Source organism: Arthrobacter sp. THG-b23 (assembly GCF_059091265.1).
In genome coordinates this window covers 77,897-96,214 of record NZ_JBNHGM010000003.1, presented here as the reverse complement: position 1 = coordinate 96,214, position 18,318 = coordinate 77,897, and the positions used below count along the sequence as shown (strand labels likewise).

Below are 18,318 nucleotides of genomic sequence, written 5' to 3'. Positions count from 1 at the left end.
CGGGCCGGTGAGAGCAGGTGGCGGACCGGCGGGAGAGTATCGCGTGCCGGATCCACCCGAATGCCGCGGAGGCGTTTTCTGCGGATCACGATGGGTCTAGGGTGGCAGCAGCGACGACGGAAGGTCCGGGCCATGACGCATCTGGAACGGGAGAAAACCCTGCATGGCGCCGGGCGCGTGCTGCTCGCAGCCGCCCTCCTGGCGGGCCTGGCCGGCTGCACCGGCGAGAGCGGCGGGGAACCGGCCGGGACCGGCGGCGCGGAGCCGGCCGCGACCGGCGGTGGGACCACGCAAGCGCAGGGCGGCGAGGTAGGACAACCCGGGGGAGCGCAGCCTACAGGCGGCATTCCTCAGATCGTGGAGAACGTGCAGCCGTCCGTGGTGACGGTTTTTACCGACAACGGCCTGGGCAGCGGCGTGGTTTATTCCGAAGACGGGCTGATTTTGACCAACGAACATGTGGTCGGCGAGAGCACCAACGTGGAGGTTGGCTTCGCTGACGGGCAACGCAGCCCCGGGGAGGTGCTGGCGACGGATCCTGTGTCCGACCTGGCGTTGGTGCGGACCGAGCGCGACGGGCTCCCGGCCGCCGAATTCAACACCTCGCTGCCGACGATCGGCGAACTTGCCGTGGTGATAGGTTCGCCGCTGGGCTTCGAGAATACTGCCACGGCAGGCATCATCTCCGGCCTGCACCGTTCCATCCCGGGCTCCGCCTCGTCGAGCCTGGCGCTGGTGGACCTGATCCAGACCGACGCGCCGATCAGCCCCGGCAACTCGGGCGGCGCCGTCGTCAATGCGCGGAGCCAGGTGGTGGGCATCAGCGAGGCCTACATCCCGCCGGAGTCGGGCGCGGTGTCGCTCGGTTTCGCCATCCCCGCCGCCACCGCCCGGGAAGTCGCCGAGGAACTGCTGGAAGACGGCACCGCCGACCACGCTTTTATGGGTCTGACTCCCGCCAGCATCACCGCGGCGATCGCCGAGCAGCTTGGAGTGCCCCAGGCGGAGGGCGTCCTGGCACTGTCCGTGGGCGACGGCGGTCCGGCCGACGAGGCCGGAATCCGCGCCGGCGATGTGCTGCTGAGCGTGGACGGCGAGGCGTTGGCGACGGCCGAAGACCTGCTGGCAGCCGTCCGCCAGCATAATCCGGGCGATACGGTCAGCGTGGAAGTGCGGCGCGACGGCGAAACCCGGAGCGTGCAGGTTGCGCTCTCGGACCGGCCGGTGGGGTGACCGGCTGCTAGTATTGGCTCGCCACGACTGGCGTTAGGTGGGACACCACCAGGAAGTGGCAGCAGGACCGGGACCGTTGGCGCCGCTCCTGCATGTACCGACCACGGTTCGCACGCCTGGGACGTGAGGTCACCTTCGGGCCGGAGTGTGTCCGGGGCAGGTCATGCGCCATGCGTGCGGGTGCCTGCAGCCGGTAATCTGGCCTGTAGCAGTGAGATAAGCCCACCACCCAGGAGATTCTCCCTTGACTTCTACGCCCTCCGTGACCGATCTGCCGTTGTCCCAGGTGGATCCTGAAATCGCCGCCGTGATCGACGCCGAACTCGGCCGCCAGCGCGACACCCTCGAAATGATCGCCTCCGAGAACTTCGCGCCGCGTTCGGTGCTTGAAGTCCAGGGCTCGGTCCTGACCAACAAATACGCCGAGGGGTACCCGGGACGCCGCTACTACGGCGGCTGCGAGCACGTAGACGTCGCCGAAAACCTGGCCATCGAGCGGGCCAAGTCGCTTTTCGGCGCGGAATTCGCCAACGTCCAGCCGCACGCGGGCGCCCAGGCCAACGCGGCCGCCCTCTCCGCACTGATCCAGCCGGGCGACAAGATGATGGGCCTGTCCCTGGCGCACGGCGGCCACCTCACGCACGGCATGAAGCTGAACTTCTCCGGCAAGCTCTATCAGGTCGCCGCCTACGAGGTCGACCCGAAGACCTTCCGGGTGGACATGGACAAGGTCCGCGAGCAGGCGCTGGCCGAGCGCCCGAACGTGCTGGTGGCCGGCTGGTCCGCGTACCCCCGGCAGCTGGACTTCGAGGCGTTCCGTTCCATCGCCGACGAGGTCGGAGCCTACCTCTGGACCGACATGGCACACTTCGCCGGGCTGGTCGCCGCCGGCCTGCATCCGAACCCGGTGCCGCACTCGGACATTGTCACCTCCACGGTCCACAAGACCCTCTCCGGCCCGCGCTCCGGCGTGATCCTGGGCAAGGAAGCCTTCGCAAAGAAGGTCAACTCGGCCGTGTTCCCGGGCCAGCAGGGCGGCCCGCTGATGCATGTGGTTGCTGCCAAGGCCGTGGCCTTTAAGATTGCCGCCGGCGAGGAATTCAAGGAGCGCCAGGAGCGCGTGCTTGAAGGCGCCCGGATCCTGGCCGAGCGCCTGGCCGCCGCCGATGTGGCCGAGGCCGGCGTGTCCGTGCTGACCGGCGGCACCGACGTCCACCTGGTCTTGGTCGACCTGCGCAATTCCGAGCTGGACGGCAAGCAGGCCGAAGACCTGCTCCACGAGGCGGGCATCACGGTCAACCGCAACGCCGTGCCGTTCGACCCGCGCCCACCGATGGTCACCTCGGGGTTGCGCATTGGCACCCCGGCGCTGGCCACCCGCGGTTTCGGTGCTGCCGAATTCACCGAGGTCGCAGACATCATCGCCACCGCGCTCAAGGGCGGCGCCGATACTGCCGCCTTGCGGGCCCGCGTGAAGAAGCTCGCCGACGACTTCCCGCTCTACCCCGGCCACGAGGAGTGGTGACATGACCCTCAACTCGACCCCGCCGACCGCCCGCGTTTTGGACGGCACGGCCACCGCGGCGCAGATCAAGACCGAGCTCACGGAACGGGTATCGGCGCTCAAGGCCAGGGGCATCGTGCCCGGCTTGGGTACCGTGCTGGTCGGTGAGGACCCGGGCAGCAAATGGTATGTCGGCGGCAAGCACAAAGACTGCGCCGAAGTGGGCATCGAGTCGATCCGGCGCGACCTGCCTGATTCCGTCTCGCAGGAGGAACTCGAAGCGGTCCTCGATGAGCTCAACGCCGACCCGGCCTGCACCGGTTACATTGTGCAGCTGCCGCTTCCCAAGCACATCGACACCAACCGCATCCTGGAGAAGATCGACCCGGCCAAGGACGCCGACGGCCTGCACCCGATGAACCTGGGCCGGCTGGTGCTCAATGTGGGTGAGCCGCTGGACTCGCCGCTGCCGTGCACCCCGCACGGCTGTGTGGAGCTGCTGCTGCGCCACGACGTCGAGCTGGCGGGCAAACGCGTGCTCGTCGTCGGCCGCGGCGTCACCGTAGGGCGGCCCCTGGGCCTGCTGCTGACCCGCAAGGAGATCAACGCCACCGTGACCCTTGCCCACACCGGGACGGTGGACCTCGCAGCGGAACTGCGTGAGGCCGACGTCGTGATTGCCGCCGCGGGGATGCCGCACATGATCAAGGCATCCGACCTTAAGCCGGGCGCCATCGTGCTCGACGTTGGGGTCAGCCGCGTCGAGGACGAGGACGGCAAGGCCCGGGTGACCGGCGACGTGGAGCCCGAGGCCCGCAACGTGGCCAGCTGGCTCTCGCCCAATCCCGGTGGCGTCGGTCCGATGACGCGTGCCATGCTGTTGGCTAACGTCGTGGGAGCCGCCGAGCGCCAGGCCGGCTGAACCATGCGCTGAGCGTCGAGGGGGCGGTGTCCGGATCCCGGACGCCGCCCTCTCGCTGTTTCCGGCCACCTTGTTTGGTTCCGGCCGGCCTCGTCCGGCCGCGGCCGGGAGGCCTCACGCGCGGCCGGACAGTCAGCGGCCGTCGATACCGGTCCGGCCGCCAATCGGGAGCGGCCACGGAAACCGACCCGGCGGCAACTTCGGCGACAATCGACCGGCGGAAAGTTGCAGCGACACGCCGACGTTCGCTGCAGCTTTTCTCCACTCGATACACCTGTGAATAACTTCCGCCCGGAAATGGGCCGGCTGTAGATAATGTCCGGATGGACCCAGCACGTCGACAGGGACCCGAACAGCGCCTGCCACGGCTGAGGCCGCTCCCGCCACACCTGCGGGCCTCCGCCTTCACGATCGAGGACGGCTTGAAATCGGGGCTGAGCAAGAGCCAGTTGCGTCATCACCGCTTCATTCGGATAAGCCGAGGCATCTGCGCCGTCCAACCGGCAGGCCTCGATCTCGCAGCCCGAGTGCGGCCGTTCACGCGGGTCAGCGATCCCAGCGCTGCCTCACATGACACCGCGGCACGCCTGTGGGGCTTTCCCGAACCTGCTGCCGGCTTCGATCGGCGGTTTCATATCTCGCGCCCAAGCACCGGCGCACGGATGCAACGCTCCGGCGTGGTGGGTCACCGATCCGGGCTCGTTCCGGATGAAGTGGTTTACGTGGATGGACTGCGCATCACGACGCGCACGCGGACATGGCTGGACTTGGCGGAGGCCCTCGATCTGGATGACTTGGTGGTAATAGCCGACTACCTCCTCCGCATTCCGCGGCCGGAGTTCGAAGGGCGCTTGGCTCCATTCACCACCCGGGAGGAACTTCAGGCCATGCTGAGCCGCCACCCGGGCAAGCGGGGGCTGCGCAAGGCTCGTGCAGCCTTGGCTTTGGCCCGGGTCGGAGCGGACTCTCCGCCCGAAACCAGGCTGCGGCTCGCCATGCTGAGCGCGGAATTGCCGGAACCCGAGGTGAACAAGCCGATCAGGGACGACGACGGCGTCATTATGCACAGCCCTGACCTGTCCCTGCCTGAATACCGGATCGCCGTTGAATACGAGGGCGAAGGCCACGGTGAGGCAGAGCAAATCGCGCGAGACATTGAGCGGGCGGAACGGGCCCGGTCAGCAGACTGGGACGAAGTCCGGATCTCCAGACGGCACATGGCCAACGGCGCAGAGCGTGCGATCGAAAAAATCACCGCGGCACTGCAGCGGCGTGGTTGGTCCGCGGAGCAGGCTGCCTGAGTTCACAACAAAGACGAACACGACCGAGGCGGATGTCCTGCCGGAATTGCTCCGGCAGGACACCCGCCTCGGTATTGAGTCAGCTGGCGTTATTCCAGCACAGCCTGTCTGGCTTAGACGCCGACCTTGACTGCGTCATCGGTGGAGACACCGCGGCGCTTATCGAAGATGGTGGCGCCGACTTCCTGCTCGGCCTGGTTGTTGATCGACAGATCGATCCCCGGGCGGTCGCGCAGGATCAGCACGGCGATGATGGAGATGATCGTCATGCCGAACAGGTACGCCGAGACGGAGCTGCTGGTGCCGGTGGAATTGATCAGTGCCTGGGCGATGGTCGGAGCGAACGCGCCGCCGAGAATCGCGCCCAGTGCGTAGGCGATCGAAACACCCGAGTAGCGCACCGAGGCCGGGAAGATCTCGCTGTACCAGGCCGCCTGCGGGCCATAGCTCAGGCCCAGGCCGACGCTGAAGATTGCCAGCGCGAAGTACAGCATGCCCAGCGAGCCGGTGTCGATCAGCCAGAATAGCGGGAAAACCGTCAGCAGCTGGGCGCCGAAACCAATCAGGTAGGTGCGCTTGCGGCCGATCTTGTCGGCCAGGATGCCGGCCAGGGCGGTGAAGATGAACCACATGGCCGAGGCGAACGTGATGGCCAGCAGCACATCGGTGCGCTCCATGCCCACGGCGTCGCTGGTGGCGTAGCTGGGGATGAACCCGCCGGTTGCCATGTAACCGGCGGCGTTGTTGCCGGCGAAGACCAGTGCGGCCAGGATGACCAGCAGCCAGTGCTTGCGGAACAGCTCGACGATGGGGACCTTCTGCTGCTGTTTCTTGTCGGCGATTTCCTTGAACACCGGGGACTCGTCAACCGAGCGGCGAACCATGTAGCCGACGGCGATCAACACGACGCTGAGCAGGAAGGGGACGCGCCAGCCCCATTCAAGGAAGGCCTCGCCGGGGGCGATTACGCCGGTCATCAGAGTCATGACGCCCGAAGCGAGCAGCATGCCCAGCGGAACACCCAGCTGGGGGAAGGAACCTGCGCGGCCGCGGCGGTCACGCGGGGCGTGCTCCACGGCCATCAGGACGGCTCCGCCCCATTCACCGCCGGCGGAGATGCCCTGCAGGATGCGCAGCGAGAGCAGCAGCACCGGGGCCAGGATTCCGGCCGTCTCATAGGTGGGCAGGACACCGATAAGCGTCGTCGCTGCACCCATCATCATCAGCGTGATGACCAGCATGGCGCGGCGGCCGAGCTTGTCGCCGTAGTGGCCGGCCAGGAAGGCGCCCAGCGGCCGGAACAGGAAGCTGATGCCAACGGAGGCGAAGGCAAGGAGCAGCCCGATGGATTCGCCGGCCGGCTCGAAGAACAGGTGCGCGAAGACCAGGCCCGCGGCCGTGGCGTAGATGAAGAAGTCGTACCACTCGATGGTGGTGCCGATGATGGTGGCAAACGCGACGCGACGCTGGTTCGCGGCGGACGATTGCCCGGAAACTGTAGTGCTCATAGTTGTCCTCTTGGGTCGGTCACGTCGAGGAGACCGGCGTGACCAGATGGGTGGAGCTAAGGCGGGCGGGAACGACGAGGCCGGGTTGTGCGGTCCGGGTCGTATGGTTCCGCCACCGGGTCTGCTCAGCAGCCCGGCGATGCCCGCCGGTTGGGATCAGCCACCGTTCGGGGCAGAACGTTGAACGTGAAAACCATTGTGACACGGCTCGCAATCGTCGGTAAACTTCAGATAACCAACGAACTTCTTTGATTGGACTGAAGTATTGTGGTCGATTACACCCTGCGCCAGCTGCAACTCTTCGCGGCCCTCCCGGACCATCCGACGTTGAGCTCGGCGGCCGCCAGCCTGAACATTTCGGAATCCGCGCTTTCGCAGGCCATCACGGCCCTGGAGCGGGCCGCCGGTGAACAGCTCTGCGTGCGGCGAAAGGCCCGCGGCCTCCAACTGACCCCGTCGGGTCAGTTCTTCGCGCAACGGGCGCGCCTGCTGCTGCGCGATGCGGAAGCGCTGATCAACGACCTGTCAGGCGCAGCCGGCGAGCTCAAGGGACCCGTGCGCTTGGGGTGCTTCGCGAGCTTCGCCAGCACCGTCCTGCCCTCCGTGCTCGACCGGCTGCCGGAACAGTACCCCGGCATCAGCGTGGACGTCACGGTCGGTTCCCATAACGAACTGTTGCCCGCGCTGGACGCCGGGTTGCTGGATTTGGCCATGGTCTACGACATGGAGCTCCCGGCCGGTTACAGCCAGCGCGCCATCTATCAGACCGAGCTGCAGGCGGTGCTGCCGCCGGAGCATCCCCTGGCCGCGCAGCCAATGGTGGACCTGGCTGATCTCGCCGCAGAACCCCTGATCATGTACGAGTCGAGTCCGAGCACGGCCAACACGTATCGCGTCTTCGCCGACCGCGGCCTGCGCCCGCACATCGTCGCGTCCATGCCGCAGGTCGTGCTGGTGCAGGCACTGGTCGGCCGGGGAATAGGCTACGCGCTCCTGATGTCGCGGCCCGACGCCCCGGCCGTGACCGTCGAAGGCAGGCCGGTCGCCGTGCGGCCGCTGTCACCGCCCGCTTCGCAGACCACGATGTGTGCGATCTGGCCGGACACCATGGTGCTCAGTCCCCGGGCCGAGGCGGTGCTGGGCCACGCAGTGCAGGCGCTGGGCAGCGGCGGAGACACCTGACCCGCCGCTGCCTGCCGGACCCGGCCGTGGTGCCGGTACAGCTAGAGCGCGGCCGGCTGCAGCTTGGAGTAGGCCTTGAGGTCGAAGCCGGGGTCGGCGGCTTGTTCGGGGGTGAGGGTGGCGCCGGCGGCGAGGAGGCGGCGGGCGGCCATGTGATCGGCGGGCTGGTTGACGGATTCGACGGCGGCGAGGGTGCCGTTGCGGAAGCAGAAGACGGAGAACTTTTCGTCGGCGGGATCGCCGCGGAGCACGACGTCGTCGCCGGGAGCAACCAGGCCAGCGATCTGCAGGCGCAGCGGGCCCTGGTTGGACCAGAACCAGGGCAGATCCGCGTAGCCGCCGGGCTCGGCGCCGAGGATGGCACGGGCGGCATGCCGGGCCTGGTCGGTGGCGTTCTGCACGGATTCGAGCCGGGTGCGGGCGCCGGCGTGGGCGTTGGGGAAGGACGCGCAGTCGCCGATGGCGTAAATGTCCGAGTCGGAGGTGCACAGGGTGGCGTCCACGCTGATGCCGTTGTCCACCTCGAGCCCGCAGGACGAAGCGAGTTCGGTGCGCGGAACGACGCCGACACCGACCAGGACCAGGTCGGCCGGGTAGCGTCCGCCCGTGGTGCTGACCGCCGCGGTGACGTGCCCGTCGTCGTCCCCGTCAAAGGAGGCGATGCCTTCGCCCAGGCGCAGGTCCACGCCGAGGCGCTGATGGGCCGCGGCGAAGAACGCGCTCATCGTGGGGGTCAGGGCACGGCCCATGGGACGGTCGGCGTACTCGAGGACGGTGACGTCCAGCCCGCGGGCGCGCGGCGGCGGCGAACTCCAGGCCGATGAAACCGGCACCGATGACGACGACGGAGCCCACCGCATCGAGGCGGGCCTGCAGGGCCTCGGCGTCGGCGAGGGTGCGCAGGCCGTGGATGCCGGCCAGGCCGGCCCCGGGCACGCTCAGTTCCCGGTTGGCGGCCCCGGTGGCCAGCACCAGCTTCGTATATGACAGGGTGGCGCCGTCCTCGAGGGTGACGGTCCTGGCCGCCCGGTCGATCGACGTGACGCGCACGCCCAGGCGGGAGTCGACGTCGTGCGTGGTGAAGAATTTCTCCGGGCGAAGCGGGAGCGGGACAGGGGTCTTCCCGGCGGCCAGGTAGTCCTTGGACAGCGGGGGCCGCTGGTAGGGGTGGTGCGGCTCGTCGCCGAGCAGGGTGATGGCACCGGTGTGGCCTTCCTTGCGCAGCGAATCCACCAGCTGGATGCCGGCCTGGCCGTTGCCAACGATGACGATGTTTTCCGGGCTGTTCATGGAGTGCCTTTCGGTACGGGACGTGCAGCCGGGCGCAAACGGCTCGGTTAAACCTGCTCGTCGGGGAGGTCGACTTCGAGTTCGTCGAAGTGGTCGCGGCGGTGAGCTGGCAGCCCAGGCGGCTGCGGGCTGCGTCGCGGGGAGACGCGGTGGTTTCCAGCATTTCTTTTTCGGCGGAGCCAATCTCCGGCAGCCTGTCCACGTATTCGGGCAGGACGTAGACGTGGCAGGTGGCGCAGATTGCCTGGCCGCCGCACTCGCCGACGATGCCGTCCACCCTGTTGATCATCGCCGCCATCATGACCGTCATGCCGGGTTCAGCGTCCAGCCGGTCGACGTTGCCGTCGGAGTGGTGATAGCTGATCTTCGCCAAGGTTCACCTCCCCGATTCAGGCTTGAACCTTGATCGTAGGGCAGCAGCCCGGCCTAGCGGCCGGAATTCGCCGTGGCGGCTTCGGTCAGCATTGATTGCGGTTCGCTCAGACCGGCCGCCGGCCGCACCCCCGCTGGCGTCGCTGCAGTGGGCCACCGCCGGCCGCACCCCTTAGATCTGGTCGTCGGGGACGTCGACCTCGATGTGCTCGAGGCCGTCGCCGACCGTGATCTGGCAGCCCAGCCGGCTGCGTGTCTCGTCGCGTGGGCCGGCGGTGCAGTCGAGCATTTCGTCTTCGTCGTCGCCGATTTCGGGCAGGCCGTCGAGGTATTCGGGGCGGACGTAGACGTGGCAGGTGGCGCACATGGCCTGTCCGCCGCATTCGCCGACGATGCCGTCGACGCCGTTGGTGACGGCGGCGCGCATCAGTGAGGTGCCGGGGTCGACGTCGAGCACGTCCACGTTGCCGTCGGAGTGGTGGAAGCTGATCTTAGCCATGGGGAATCGTCCTTGCTGTAGGCGTTGGTTTGGGGGAGTCGCGGGAGGGGCGCCGGCCGGGCCGGCCTTTATCCCCAGAGCACCGGGAATTTGGTCATGCCGCGGAAGACCCAACCGGCGTCGACCGGAGGGTTGTCCGGATCCAGGCGGAGGTTGGGCAGTTCGCGGAAAACCTGGGGCATGGCGATCTGCGCCACCGAAGCGCGTGCCACCCAGGCGCCGGCGCAGAAGTGGTTGCCGCCGCCGAAAGCCAGGTGCGGTTTCTTCTCCCGGTTGATGTTGAAGGATTCGGGGTCCTCGAACACCGCCGGGTCACGGTTGGCTGCGCCGACGACGATGCCCAGCCGGGCGCCGGCCGGCAGTTGCATGCCCTCCACGACGGTGTCACGGGTGACTTCCCGCGGGTACATGCCGATGGGTGCCACCCAGCGCACGGATTCCTCGAAGGCGCGCGCGTACAGGGACTCGTCCGCCAGCACCTGGGCCAACTGGTCCGGATTGGCCAGCAGCGCCCACACGGTGGTGCCCAGGACGTCGCGCGGTTCGTTCAGGCCGCCGCCGATGGTCATCTTCATGTTCGCCCGGATGGCCTCGAGCGGGATCGGCATGGAGGTGAGGCCGGACAGCAGGCTGGAATCCGGATTCTTGCGCAGGTAGGGCAAAATCTCATCGATCGCGTCGTCGACCTCGTTGTACGACTGTTCCGACTTGCTCCAGACATCCGGGTCGTCGGCGTAGTTGCCGGTGCCGTCGATCATCGTCTGCGACCAACGCTGCAGGTCTTCCTGCGTGGCATTGTGGAAACCCATGATCAGCCGCAGGTTTTCCGCAGCGTAGGGAGCGGCGTACTCCCAGACGAAGTCGGCGCCCGGGCCCGCCGCCTTCAGTTGCGCCAGGTACTTGTCGCTGTTGGCCTGGAAAATGGCGTTCCAGTGCTCCTTGATGGCTTTGGGTCGCAGCACATTGCCGTAGGATTTCCGGTCCACGTCGTGCTCCGGGTCGTCCTTGCGCAGCATCGAGTGGCCCATGGCCCGCTTCATGAGCGAATTGGTCTCATCGGCGGAAAAACGCTCCTGGTCCTGCTCGATCACGTGGCAGGCCTGGTAGCTGGTGACCATGTACCGGTTGACCGCGGGAACCCAGTGCACCGGTGCTTCGGCACGCAGCCTTTGATAGATCGGATACGGGTTCCGATAGAGATCCGGGATGGTGACCCAATCCGCGGTGGGAACCGGGCGGGCTTCGGTAGCGGCGGTCATACTCGCTCTCCTCGTCGTGGGTGGTCCGCGGACGATGTCCCGGATCCTTGCCGGCGGCTTCGCACCCTTACCGGGCGTGAGGTCTGTCTCCTCAAAGTGTGACAGCAGACATATCCGCCGGTAAAGTTCATAATTAGTGGAAATATCCCCCGAAAAACTTTGATTCGGTGTCACACGGCAGGAGGGTCAAATGGTCCGGTACACGCTGCGGCAATTGGGCTACTTCGTAGCAGTGGCCGACGCCGGCACCATCGCGGCCGCCGCCGACGAGCTCCATGTCTCGCAGACTGCAGTGGCTGCGGCCGTGAAGGAACTGGAACGGATCTTTGGCACTCAGCTGACGGTCCGCCGCAAGGCCCACGGCGTCAGCCTCACGCCGGCAGGCCGGCAACTGCATGCCCGTGCGGCGGCCTTCCTGCGCGAAGCCGAGGAGCTGGAGCTAAGCACTAGCAGCGGCGGGGGAGAGCTGGCCGGTCCGCTGGTGGTGGGCTGCTACCTGACCCTGGCGCCGACCGTCCTGCCCGAGCTGTTGGAGCGCTTTGCCGCCGAGCACCCGAAGGTGCAGCTGGACTTCGTCGAAGGAACCCAGGATGCCGTGCAGGACAAGCTGTTCGCCGGCGAGCTGGATCTGGCCATCGTCTACGACATGGATCTGCGGCCCGGGCTGGAGTCGGTGCAGCTCGACGCCATGCACGCCTACGCGCTGTTGCCGGCCGGCCATCGGTTGGCCGGCCGGGAAGCCGTAAGCCTGGCCGAGTTGGCCGAGGAGCCGATGATCCTGCTTGATGCCCCGCCGAGCAGCCATCACACGATGTCGGTGTTCCGCGACGCTTCCGTGGTGCCGAGAATCCGGTACCGCACCACCGACTTCGAACTGACCCGCTCGCTCGTCGGGCGCGGCATCGGCTACTCGGTTCTGGTGCAGCGGCCGTCCGGCGATGCCACGTATGAGGGCCGGAGCTTCACCGCGTTGCCGATCGAACCGGCGGTCCGCCCCGTCGGCGTGAAGATCGTCTGGCCCGAAGGGATCAGGCTGACCGACCGGGCTGCTGAGATGGTCCGGTATGCGGTCGAGGCTCATGCGCCCAGCACTAGTGGGTCCGGCCGCTGAACGCATCCCGCACCGCCGCCGCTCAACGGATGGCGGCTCATGCGGCTCCGCCGGCCAGCGGCTCCCTCGACGGCGGCCACCCCGGCACCCGCCGACAGCGGCTCGACCGGCCATAATTTCTGCAGCAATAGGCGTCAGCCGCTGCTTCAAGCCGGGACACGGAAAAGAAGACCCCGATTGGCTTTCCTCAATCGCTGATGTGATCTAGGCTATAGCAGTGCCTCAAACATCCCTTTCACACCGGTTGCCTCAGCAAACGTCCGCAGCCGTCATTTCCGCCCGGAACGTCGTGAAGACCTACGGCGATTTCAACGCCGTTGACGGCATCTCCTTCGAAGTCCCGGCGGGGGAGTCGTTCGGGCTGCTCGGCCCCAACGGTGCGGGCAAGTCCACGACCATGCGGATGATCGGCGGCGTCTCGCAGCGGACGTCCGGCGATCTGAGCATCATGGGCCTGGACCCGGACCGACACGGGCCGGAGGTGCGGGCCCATCTGGGCGTCGTGCCGCAGCAGGACAATCTCGACGAGGAACTGAAGGTCCGCGACAACCTGATCGTCTATGGCCGCTACTTCGGCCTGCCGTACTCCTACCTGCGGCCCAAGGCGGACGAACTGCTGGAGTTCGCGCAGCTGACGGACAAGGCCAAGGCGAAGGTCGACGCCCTTTCGGGCGGCATGAAACGGCGGCTCACCATCGCCCGTTCGCTGATGAACGATCCGAAGGTGCTGCTGCTCGACGAGCCCACCACCGGGCTCGATCCGCAGGCGCGCCACATCCTGTGGGACCGGCTCTTCCGGCTCAAGGAAGCGGGGGTGACCCTGATCCTGACCACCCACTACATGGACGAGGCCGAGCAGTTGTGCGACCGCCTGATCGTGGTGGACAAGGGCAAGATCATGGCGGAAGGGTCACCGGCCGCCCTGATCCGCGAACATTCCACCCGCGAGGTCCTGGAGCTGCGGTTCGGTTCCGAGCGGAATACCACCGTGGCGCCGGAGCTGGCCGGCATTGGGGAGCGGCTTGAAACGCTGCCGGACCGTGTCCTTGTCTATGCCGACGACGGCGAGGCGGCGCTCGAGCAGGTGTCCAACCGCGGCCTGCGCCCGATCACGTCCCTGGTACGGCGCTCCAGCCTGGAGGACGTCTTCCTTCGGCTGACCGGCAGGAGCCTCATTGACTGAGCAACAGCCCACGCACGTGCCGGGCGGGCAGGACAAGGAGATCGCCGCGCGCCCGGCCGAAGCACCACCGGCGCGCGCGGCCAAGGAGTCCGGGGGAGCCGGAGCCGCTCCAGCCCCAGCGCCGGACGCCGCGGCCCCCGCGGGTGCGGTCGATACGCGCGCCCCGGAGGAGTTGTCGCTGCGCGAAGTCGATGCCCTGACACGGCCCGTCACCGGCCTGCGCTCGCCGCTGACCCCGCTGCAGTCGGCCGAACGCGCCCGGAACTTTGGCTCGGTCTACTTTCTGGAGCATTGGCTGCGGCAGTTGCGCGGGTACGGCTGGACGGTGCTGATGACGGCGGTAGGCACGCCGCTGGTTTACCTGTTTGCCATGGGCGTCGGGCTCGCCACGTTGGTGGACGCCAACACCAACGCCTCGCTCGACGCCGGAAACGGCCAGTCCGTACCGTACCTGGTCTTCGTGGCGCCTGCCCTCCTGGCGACCGCCGCGATCATGGTGGCCAGCGAAGAGAACACGTACTCGGTGATGTCGGGGTTCAGATGGCGCAAGACGTACTACGGCCCCAACGCCTCCCCGCTGCAGAGCCACCAGCTGGTCAACGGGCACTCGATGGGCGTGCTGGCCCGGCTGCTGCTGACCACCGGATTGTATTTCCTCTGCCTGGTCATCTTCGGCGCGGTGACCGAGGCCAGCGCCTGGCTGATGGTCATCACGGCGGCCCTGGGCGGCATGGCCTTCGGACTGCCGCTGATGGCGTACTCGGCCAGCATCGAAGAAGACCGCGGTCAATTCGCGCTGGTGCAGCGGTTCATCGTGATGCCGCTGTTCCTCTTCTCCGGCACGTTCTTCCCGCTGGAGGCCATGCCGCTGCTGGTCCGCTGGATCGGCTGGATCTCGCCCCTGTGGCATTCGACGGAACTGGGCAGGGTGCTCAGCTACGGCTATGTTGAACCGGCCTGGCTGACCGTGCTGCATGTCGCCTACCTGGCCGCCCTCTGCGCGGTGGGCTGGCTCCTCGCGCGCCGAATCTATATCAGGAGGCTGGGCAAATGAGCCAGCACGTTCTCCCGCATGCGCCGCGGCTCGAGCCGACGCGCCGCCCGTTAGGCTCCCTCTATGCCGGCAACGTCCGCGCGGTCTTCGCACGCGGCGTCAAAGCCACCTGGGGAACCAACTGGGCGATCATGGTCAGTGGCTTCGTCGAGCCGGTCCTCTACCTGGTGGCGATGGGCATCGGCCTGGGCTCGCTGATCGGCACCATCAGCGGCCCCGGCGGAACCGAAATCGGTTATGCGAACTACATTGCGCCGGCGCTGCTGGCCGTCTCGGCGATGAACGGCGCGGTGTATGACTCCACCTGGAACGTCTTTTTCAAACTGAACTTCGCCAAGCTCTACGAAGGCATGTTGTACACGTCCCTGGGACCGCTGGACGTGGCGCTCGGCGAAATCCTGCTGGCGCTGATGCGGGGAGCGCTCTACGCCACCGGCTTCACCGCGGTGATGGGCGCCATGGGGCTGATCACCTCGCCCTGGGCGCTGCTGATGATCCCCGCAGCCGTGGTGGTCGCCTTCGGCTTCGCAGCGTTCGGCATGGCGATCACCAGCTACATGAAAACGTTCCAGCAGATGGACTGGATCAACTTCATCATGCTGCCGATGTTCCTGTTCTCCGCGACTTTCTACCCGCTCAGCGTCTACCCGGAGCCGATCCAGTGGCTGATCCAGGCCTTTCCGCTCTGGCACGGCGTGGAACTGCTGCGCCAGCTCAGCGTCGGCGCCTTCACCGCCGCCACGTGGATCCACGTCCTGTACTTCCTGGTCATGATCGTGCTCGGGCTGATCTTGACCACCGGCAGGCTGCGCAAGCTCTTCCTGAACTGATCGCGGACCGACGTTTGCCGGGCCGGGGGCGCGCGTGCCGGGGTTGCCACGCGCTGATGTGGCGTCAATGATGGAACGACCGTCCAAAGGCCTTGAACCAACGAAGGAGCTGGCACATGATCGGCAAGTGGCAGGCACTGGTGATCGATTGTCCGGACAGCGACGCCCTGGCCACTTTCTACGAGGAGCTGCTGGGCATGATCCGGGTCCAACAGGACGACGACGGCTGGATCAGCATCGGGGACGCCCCGGACCGGCCGGCCATCGCCTTCCAACAGGTCCACGATTACGAACCGCCCCAGTGGCCTGGCCAGGAACATCCCCAGCAGATGCATGTGGACGTCAGGGTCAGGGATTTGGACATCGCCGAGGGGCTGGTGCTCCAGCTTGGAGCCACCAGCATGGACTCGGGCAGCGAGACCTTCAGGGTGTACCTGGACCCGGCCGGCCACCCCTTCTGCCTGGTGCAGTGGTAGCGCGCTGAGCCGTGGGCGGACACGGCGCGCGGGAGCGCATGGATTTGAGAGAATAGGCCCATGCGATCAATTGGTCCCGAGTCTACTTCCGTTTCGTCCGCCGCCCGCCAGCTGCCCTTCAAGGCCGGCAACATCAGCTTGGCCGTGCTGGTGCTTGTCTTCCTGGTCGCGGTGATCTTTGCCGCCAATGAGAACGACGTCATCGGCTGGATCGTCGTCGCCGTATCGCTGGCATGGCTGGCCCTGGCCGCCTTCGTGGTGTTCAGCGTCCGCGGTGCCACGCGCAAGGCGAAGGAGAAGCTGGCCAATGTGCAGGCCGACTACGCCGGGCGGGTCAACCCCGCGCCGGGCGGCGGAACCGCCGTCGTCGAGGAAGAAATTTCCAGGGCGAATGCCGTGCGGGACGAAAAGCTGGACCACAGCTTCAAGATCATCCAGGTGCAGGCCAAAGTGATCCGCGACTACCGCGGCAAAGACGAGGGCATGGTCGACCGGGCGCTGGAGACGGTAGAGATCACCGCCCACAACGGCCGCAGCATGATCCGCAAGGAAGACGGCGGCGAAACCGTCAGCGGCACAGTTGTTGGCTGAACTGAAGGGTTGGGTAAGGTAGTCGGGTGACTTTGGCAACCGTTTCCACCGCACCGACCACCTCCCGCGACGCAGCAGGCGGACTGATCCAGGCAGGCAAGACCCTGCGCATCGCCAGCGTCAACGTCAACGGCATCCGCGCCGCCTACACGCGCGGCATGGCCGAGTGGCTGGCGGTCCGGGACGTGGACATCCTGTGCCTGCAGGAGGTGCGGGCGCCGGACGCCGTCGTACGCGAGCTGCTGGGCAGCGACTGGCACATCCTCCATGCCGAAGCGGAGGCCAAGGGGCGCGCCGGTGTTGCCATCGCTTCCCGTGTTGAGCCGACTGCCACCCGCAGCCACATAGGCGATGAATACTTTCTCTCCGCCGGCCGCTGGGTGGAGGCCGACTTTGCGGTGGACGGCGCCGACGGCGAAAAGACCCTGACCGTGGTGAGCGCCTACGTCCATTCAGGCGAGGTGGATACCCCCAAGCAAGTGGACAAGTACCGTTTCCTGGATGCCATGTGCCGCCGGCTGCCGCAGTTGAGGGCCGAGCGGGACTACGCGCTGGTCGTCGGCGACCTGAACGTGGGCCATACCGAGCTGGACATCAAGAACTGGAAGGGCAACGTCAAGCGCGCCGGCTTCCTGCCCGAGGAACGGGCCTACTTCGACCGCTTCTTTGGCGAGGAGATCGGTTGGCGCGACGTGCACCGGTCACTGGCCGGGGACGTCAGCGGGCCCTACACGTGGTGGTCCTGGCGCGGCCAGGCCTTCGACAACGACTCAGGCTGGCGAATCGATTACCAGGTGGCCACCCCGTCGCTGGCCGATCTGGCGACGGCCGCCGCGGTCGACCGTGCCGCCACCTACGACGCCCGATTCTCCGACCACGCACCGCTGGTCGTCGACTACCAGTTCTAGGAAGCATCCCGATGAGCACAGGAACCACAGAACCCACCGACACCGCCGTGCTGGCCGCCGGGCAGGCGGGCCGGCCGCAGGCCGAGCGTCCCAGGCTTCTCTCCGGCATGCAGCCGTCCGCCGACTCGCTGCACCTGGGCAACTATCTGGGTGCACTCGTCAATTGGGTCAAGCTGCAGGACGAGTACGAAGCGTTCTACTTCATTCCCGACCTGCACGCCATCACCGTGGACTACGATCCGAAGGATCTGGCCCAGCGGACCAGGGTCACCTGCGCGCAGTACATCGCCGGCGGCATCGACGTGGACCGGACCGCGCTCTTCGTCCAGTCCCACGTGCCGGAGCACGCCGAGCTGGCCTGGGTCCTGAACTGCGTGACCGGTTTCGGCGAGGCATCCCGGATGACCCAGTTCAAGGACAAGACGCAGAAGAACGGTACCGACGCCGCGACCGTGGGGCTGTTCGCCTATCCCGTGCTGATGGCCGCGGACATTCTGCTGTACCGCCCCTACGGCGTGCCCGTGGGCGAGGACCAGCGCCAGCACTTGGAGCTGGCGCGGAACCTGGCCCAGCGGTTCAACCACAGGTTCGGCGAAACCTTCGTGGTTCCCGAAGCCGTGATCCCCAAGGAGGGGGCGAAGATCTACGATCTCCAGCACCCCACCGCGAAAATGTCCAAGTCGGCCGAGTCGACCGCGGGCCTGATCAACATTCTCGACAACCCGAAGCAGGCTGCCAAGAAGATCAAGTCGGCGGTCACCGACGACGGTACGGAGATCCGCTTCGACCGCGAGGCCAAGCCGGGCATTTCCAATCTGCTCACCATCTACTCCACGCTCACGGGCAAGACCGTCGCGCAGCTGGAGCAGGAGTACCAGGGCAAGATGTACGGGCATCTGAAGGTCGATCTGGCCGAGGTCGTCGTTGAGACGCTCGCCCCGGTCCAGGCGCGCGCCCAGGAGCTGCTGGACGATCCGGCCGAACTTGACCGGCTGCTGGCCCGCGGAGCCCACAAGGCCCGTTCAATCGCATCGGCTACACTCGCTGATGTGTACTCCAAGGTAGGGTTTTTGTCCGCCGGAGGCGGACGCTAGC

At 66.9% G+C, this 18,318-nt stretch carries 19 protein-coding genes and 1 pseudogene; 14 read left to right on the top strand and 6 right to left on the bottom strand.

Annotated elements, in window-relative coordinates; translation table 11 throughout:
- Positions 1-132: 132 nt before the first annotated feature.
- The 4 genes from AC5RVD_RS07295 (at position 133) to AC5RVD_RS07280 (ending at position 4,960) form a co-directional block, all read left to right on the top strand.
- Positions 133-1,233 carry a S1C family serine protease gene (locus AC5RVD_RS07295; protein ID WP_494113138.1) on the top strand — a complete coding sequence of 367 codons (1,101 nt, stop codon included), beginning with the start codon at positions 133-135 and terminating at the stop codon, positions 1,231-1,233.
- A 244-nt stretch (positions 1,234-1,477) separates the two neighbouring features.
- On the top strand, positions 1,478-2,758 hold the full coding sequence (gene glyA, locus AC5RVD_RS07290; protein WP_494113137.1) for a serine hydroxymethyltransferase: 1,281 nt from the start codon (positions 1,478-1,480) through the stop codon (positions 2,756-2,758).
- Position 2,759: 1 nt separating this feature from the next.
- The gene (locus AC5RVD_RS07285; RefSeq protein ID WP_494113136.1) at positions 2,760-3,659 is read left to right on the top strand and encodes a bifunctional methylenetetrahydrofolate dehydrogenase/methenyltetrahydrofolate cyclohydrolase; all 900 of its coding nucleotides are present in this window, start codon (positions 2,760-2,762) and stop codon (positions 3,657-3,659) included.
- Between the two features lie 680 nt (positions 3,660-4,339).
- Positions 4,340-4,960: a putative endonuclease domain-containing protein gene (locus tag AC5RVD_RS07280; RefSeq protein WP_494126512.1), complete on the top strand. Its 621-nt coding sequence runs from the start codon at positions 4,340-4,342 to the stop codon at positions 4,958-4,960.
- 113 nt (positions 4,961-5,073) lie between these two features.
- Here AC5RVD_RS07280 and AC5RVD_RS07275 read toward each other — a convergent pair whose 3' ends face one another.
- Positions 5,074-6,468, bottom strand: a complete 1,395-nt coding sequence (locus tag AC5RVD_RS07275; RefSeq protein WP_494113134.1) for an MFS transporter — start codon at positions 6,466-6,468, stop codon at positions 5,074-5,076.
- 267 nt (positions 6,469-6,735) lie between these two features.
- Here AC5RVD_RS07275 and AC5RVD_RS07270 point away from each other — a divergent pair, with 267 nt between their 5' ends.
- The gene (locus AC5RVD_RS07270) at positions 6,736-7,650 is read left to right on the top strand and encodes a LysR family transcriptional regulator (protein ID WP_494126511.1); all 915 of its coding nucleotides are present in this window, start codon (positions 6,736-6,738) and stop codon (positions 7,648-7,650) included.
- A 41-nt stretch (positions 7,651-7,691) separates the two neighbouring features.
- On the opposite strand, the gene AC5RVD_RS07265 is transcribed toward AC5RVD_RS07270, so the two are convergent.
- The 3 genes and pseudogenes from AC5RVD_RS07265 to AC5RVD_RS07255 all read right to left on the bottom strand — a co-directional run.
- Positions 7,692-8,399 carry an oxidoreductase C-terminal domain-containing protein gene (locus AC5RVD_RS07265; protein WP_494126510.1) on the bottom strand — a complete coding sequence of 236 codons (708 nt, stop codon included), beginning with the start codon at positions 8,397-8,399 and terminating at the stop codon, positions 7,692-7,694.
- Positions 8,299-8,940 carry an NAD(P)/FAD-dependent oxidoreductase gene (locus tag AC5RVD_RS07260; RefSeq protein WP_494126509.1) on the bottom strand — a complete coding sequence of 214 codons (642 nt, stop codon included), beginning with the start codon at positions 8,938-8,940 and terminating at the stop codon, positions 8,299-8,301. Before AC5RVD_RS07260 ends, AC5RVD_RS07265 begins: the two co-directional genes overlap by 101 nt.
- A 163-nt stretch (positions 8,941-9,103) precedes the next feature.
- A pseudogene (locus AC5RVD_RS07255) lies at positions 9,104-9,229 on the bottom strand (2Fe-2S iron-sulfur cluster-binding protein); the annotation flags it as partial.
- Here AC5RVD_RS07255 and AC5RVD_RS07250 point away from each other — a divergent pair.
- Positions 9,171-9,296 carry a hypothetical protein gene (locus AC5RVD_RS07250; protein WP_494126508.1) on the top strand — a complete coding sequence of 42 codons (126 nt, stop codon included), beginning with the start codon at positions 9,171-9,173 and terminating at the stop codon, positions 9,294-9,296. The pseudogene AC5RVD_RS07255 and the gene AC5RVD_RS07250 overlap by 59 nt on opposite strands.
- A gap of 188 nt (positions 9,297-9,484) precedes the next feature.
- Here the strand turns inward: AC5RVD_RS07250 and AC5RVD_RS07245 are convergent, their stop codons facing one another.
- Together AC5RVD_RS07245 and AC5RVD_RS07240 are read right to left on the bottom strand one after the other, a co-directional pair.
- Positions 9,485-9,811, bottom strand: a complete 327-nt coding sequence (locus AC5RVD_RS07245) for a 2Fe-2S iron-sulfur cluster-binding protein (protein WP_494126507.1) — start codon at positions 9,809-9,811, stop codon at positions 9,485-9,487.
- A 68-nt stretch (positions 9,812-9,879) separates the two neighbouring features.
- Entirely contained in the window at positions 9,880-11,070 is a 1,191-nt protein-coding gene (locus tag AC5RVD_RS07240; protein ID WP_494126506.1) for a cytochrome P450, read from the bottom strand.
- Positions 11,071-11,260: 190 nt separating this feature from the next.
- On the opposite strand from AC5RVD_RS07240, the gene AC5RVD_RS07235 reads away from it, so the two are divergent.
- The 8 genes from AC5RVD_RS07235 (at position 11,261) to trpS (ending at position 18,317) form a co-directional block, all read left to right on the top strand.
- Complete coding sequence (locus tag AC5RVD_RS07235; protein WP_494126505.1) at positions 11,261-12,181, top strand: LysR substrate-binding domain-containing protein; 921 nt, start codon at positions 11,261-11,263, stop codon at positions 12,179-12,181.
- 217 nt (positions 12,182-12,398) lie between these two features.
- A complete protein-coding gene (locus tag AC5RVD_RS07230) occupies positions 12,399-13,364 on the top strand; it encodes an ABC transporter ATP-binding protein (RefSeq protein WP_494113127.1) in 966 nt (321 codons plus the stop codon).
- Positions 13,357-14,418, top strand: coding sequence for an ABC transporter permease (locus tag AC5RVD_RS07225; RefSeq protein WP_494126504.1), 1,062 nt, complete (start codon positions 13,357-13,359; stop codon positions 14,416-14,418). Before AC5RVD_RS07230 ends, AC5RVD_RS07225 begins: the two co-directional genes overlap by 8 nt.
- Positions 14,415-15,248 (top strand): ABC transporter permease, encoded by an 834-nt coding sequence (locus tag AC5RVD_RS07220; protein WP_494113125.1) that lies wholly within the window; start codon positions 14,415-14,417, stop codon positions 15,246-15,248. The genes AC5RVD_RS07225 and AC5RVD_RS07220 overlap by 4 nt, the downstream gene beginning before the upstream one ends.
- 116 nt (positions 15,249-15,364) lie before the next feature.
- Positions 15,365-15,724, top strand: a complete 360-nt coding sequence (locus AC5RVD_RS07215; protein ID WP_494113124.1) for a VOC family protein — start codon at positions 15,365-15,367, stop codon at positions 15,722-15,724.
- Between the two features lie 60 nt (positions 15,725-15,784).
- Positions 15,785-16,315 carry a hypothetical protein gene (locus tag AC5RVD_RS07210; protein ID WP_494113123.1) on the top strand — a complete coding sequence of 177 codons (531 nt, stop codon included), beginning with the start codon at positions 15,785-15,787 and terminating at the stop codon, positions 16,313-16,315.
- Between the two features lie 83 nt (positions 16,316-16,398).
- Positions 16,399-17,223, top strand: coding sequence for an exodeoxyribonuclease III (locus AC5RVD_RS07205; protein ID WP_494126738.1), 825 nt, complete (start codon positions 16,399-16,401; stop codon positions 17,221-17,223).
- An 11-nt stretch (positions 17,224-17,234) separates the two neighbouring features.
- On the top strand, positions 17,235-18,317 hold the full coding sequence (trpS, locus tag AC5RVD_RS07200) for a tryptophan--tRNA ligase (protein ID WP_494126503.1): 1,083 nt from the start codon (positions 17,235-17,237) through the stop codon (positions 18,315-18,317).
- The last annotated feature ends 1 nt before the right edge of the window (position 18,318 follow it).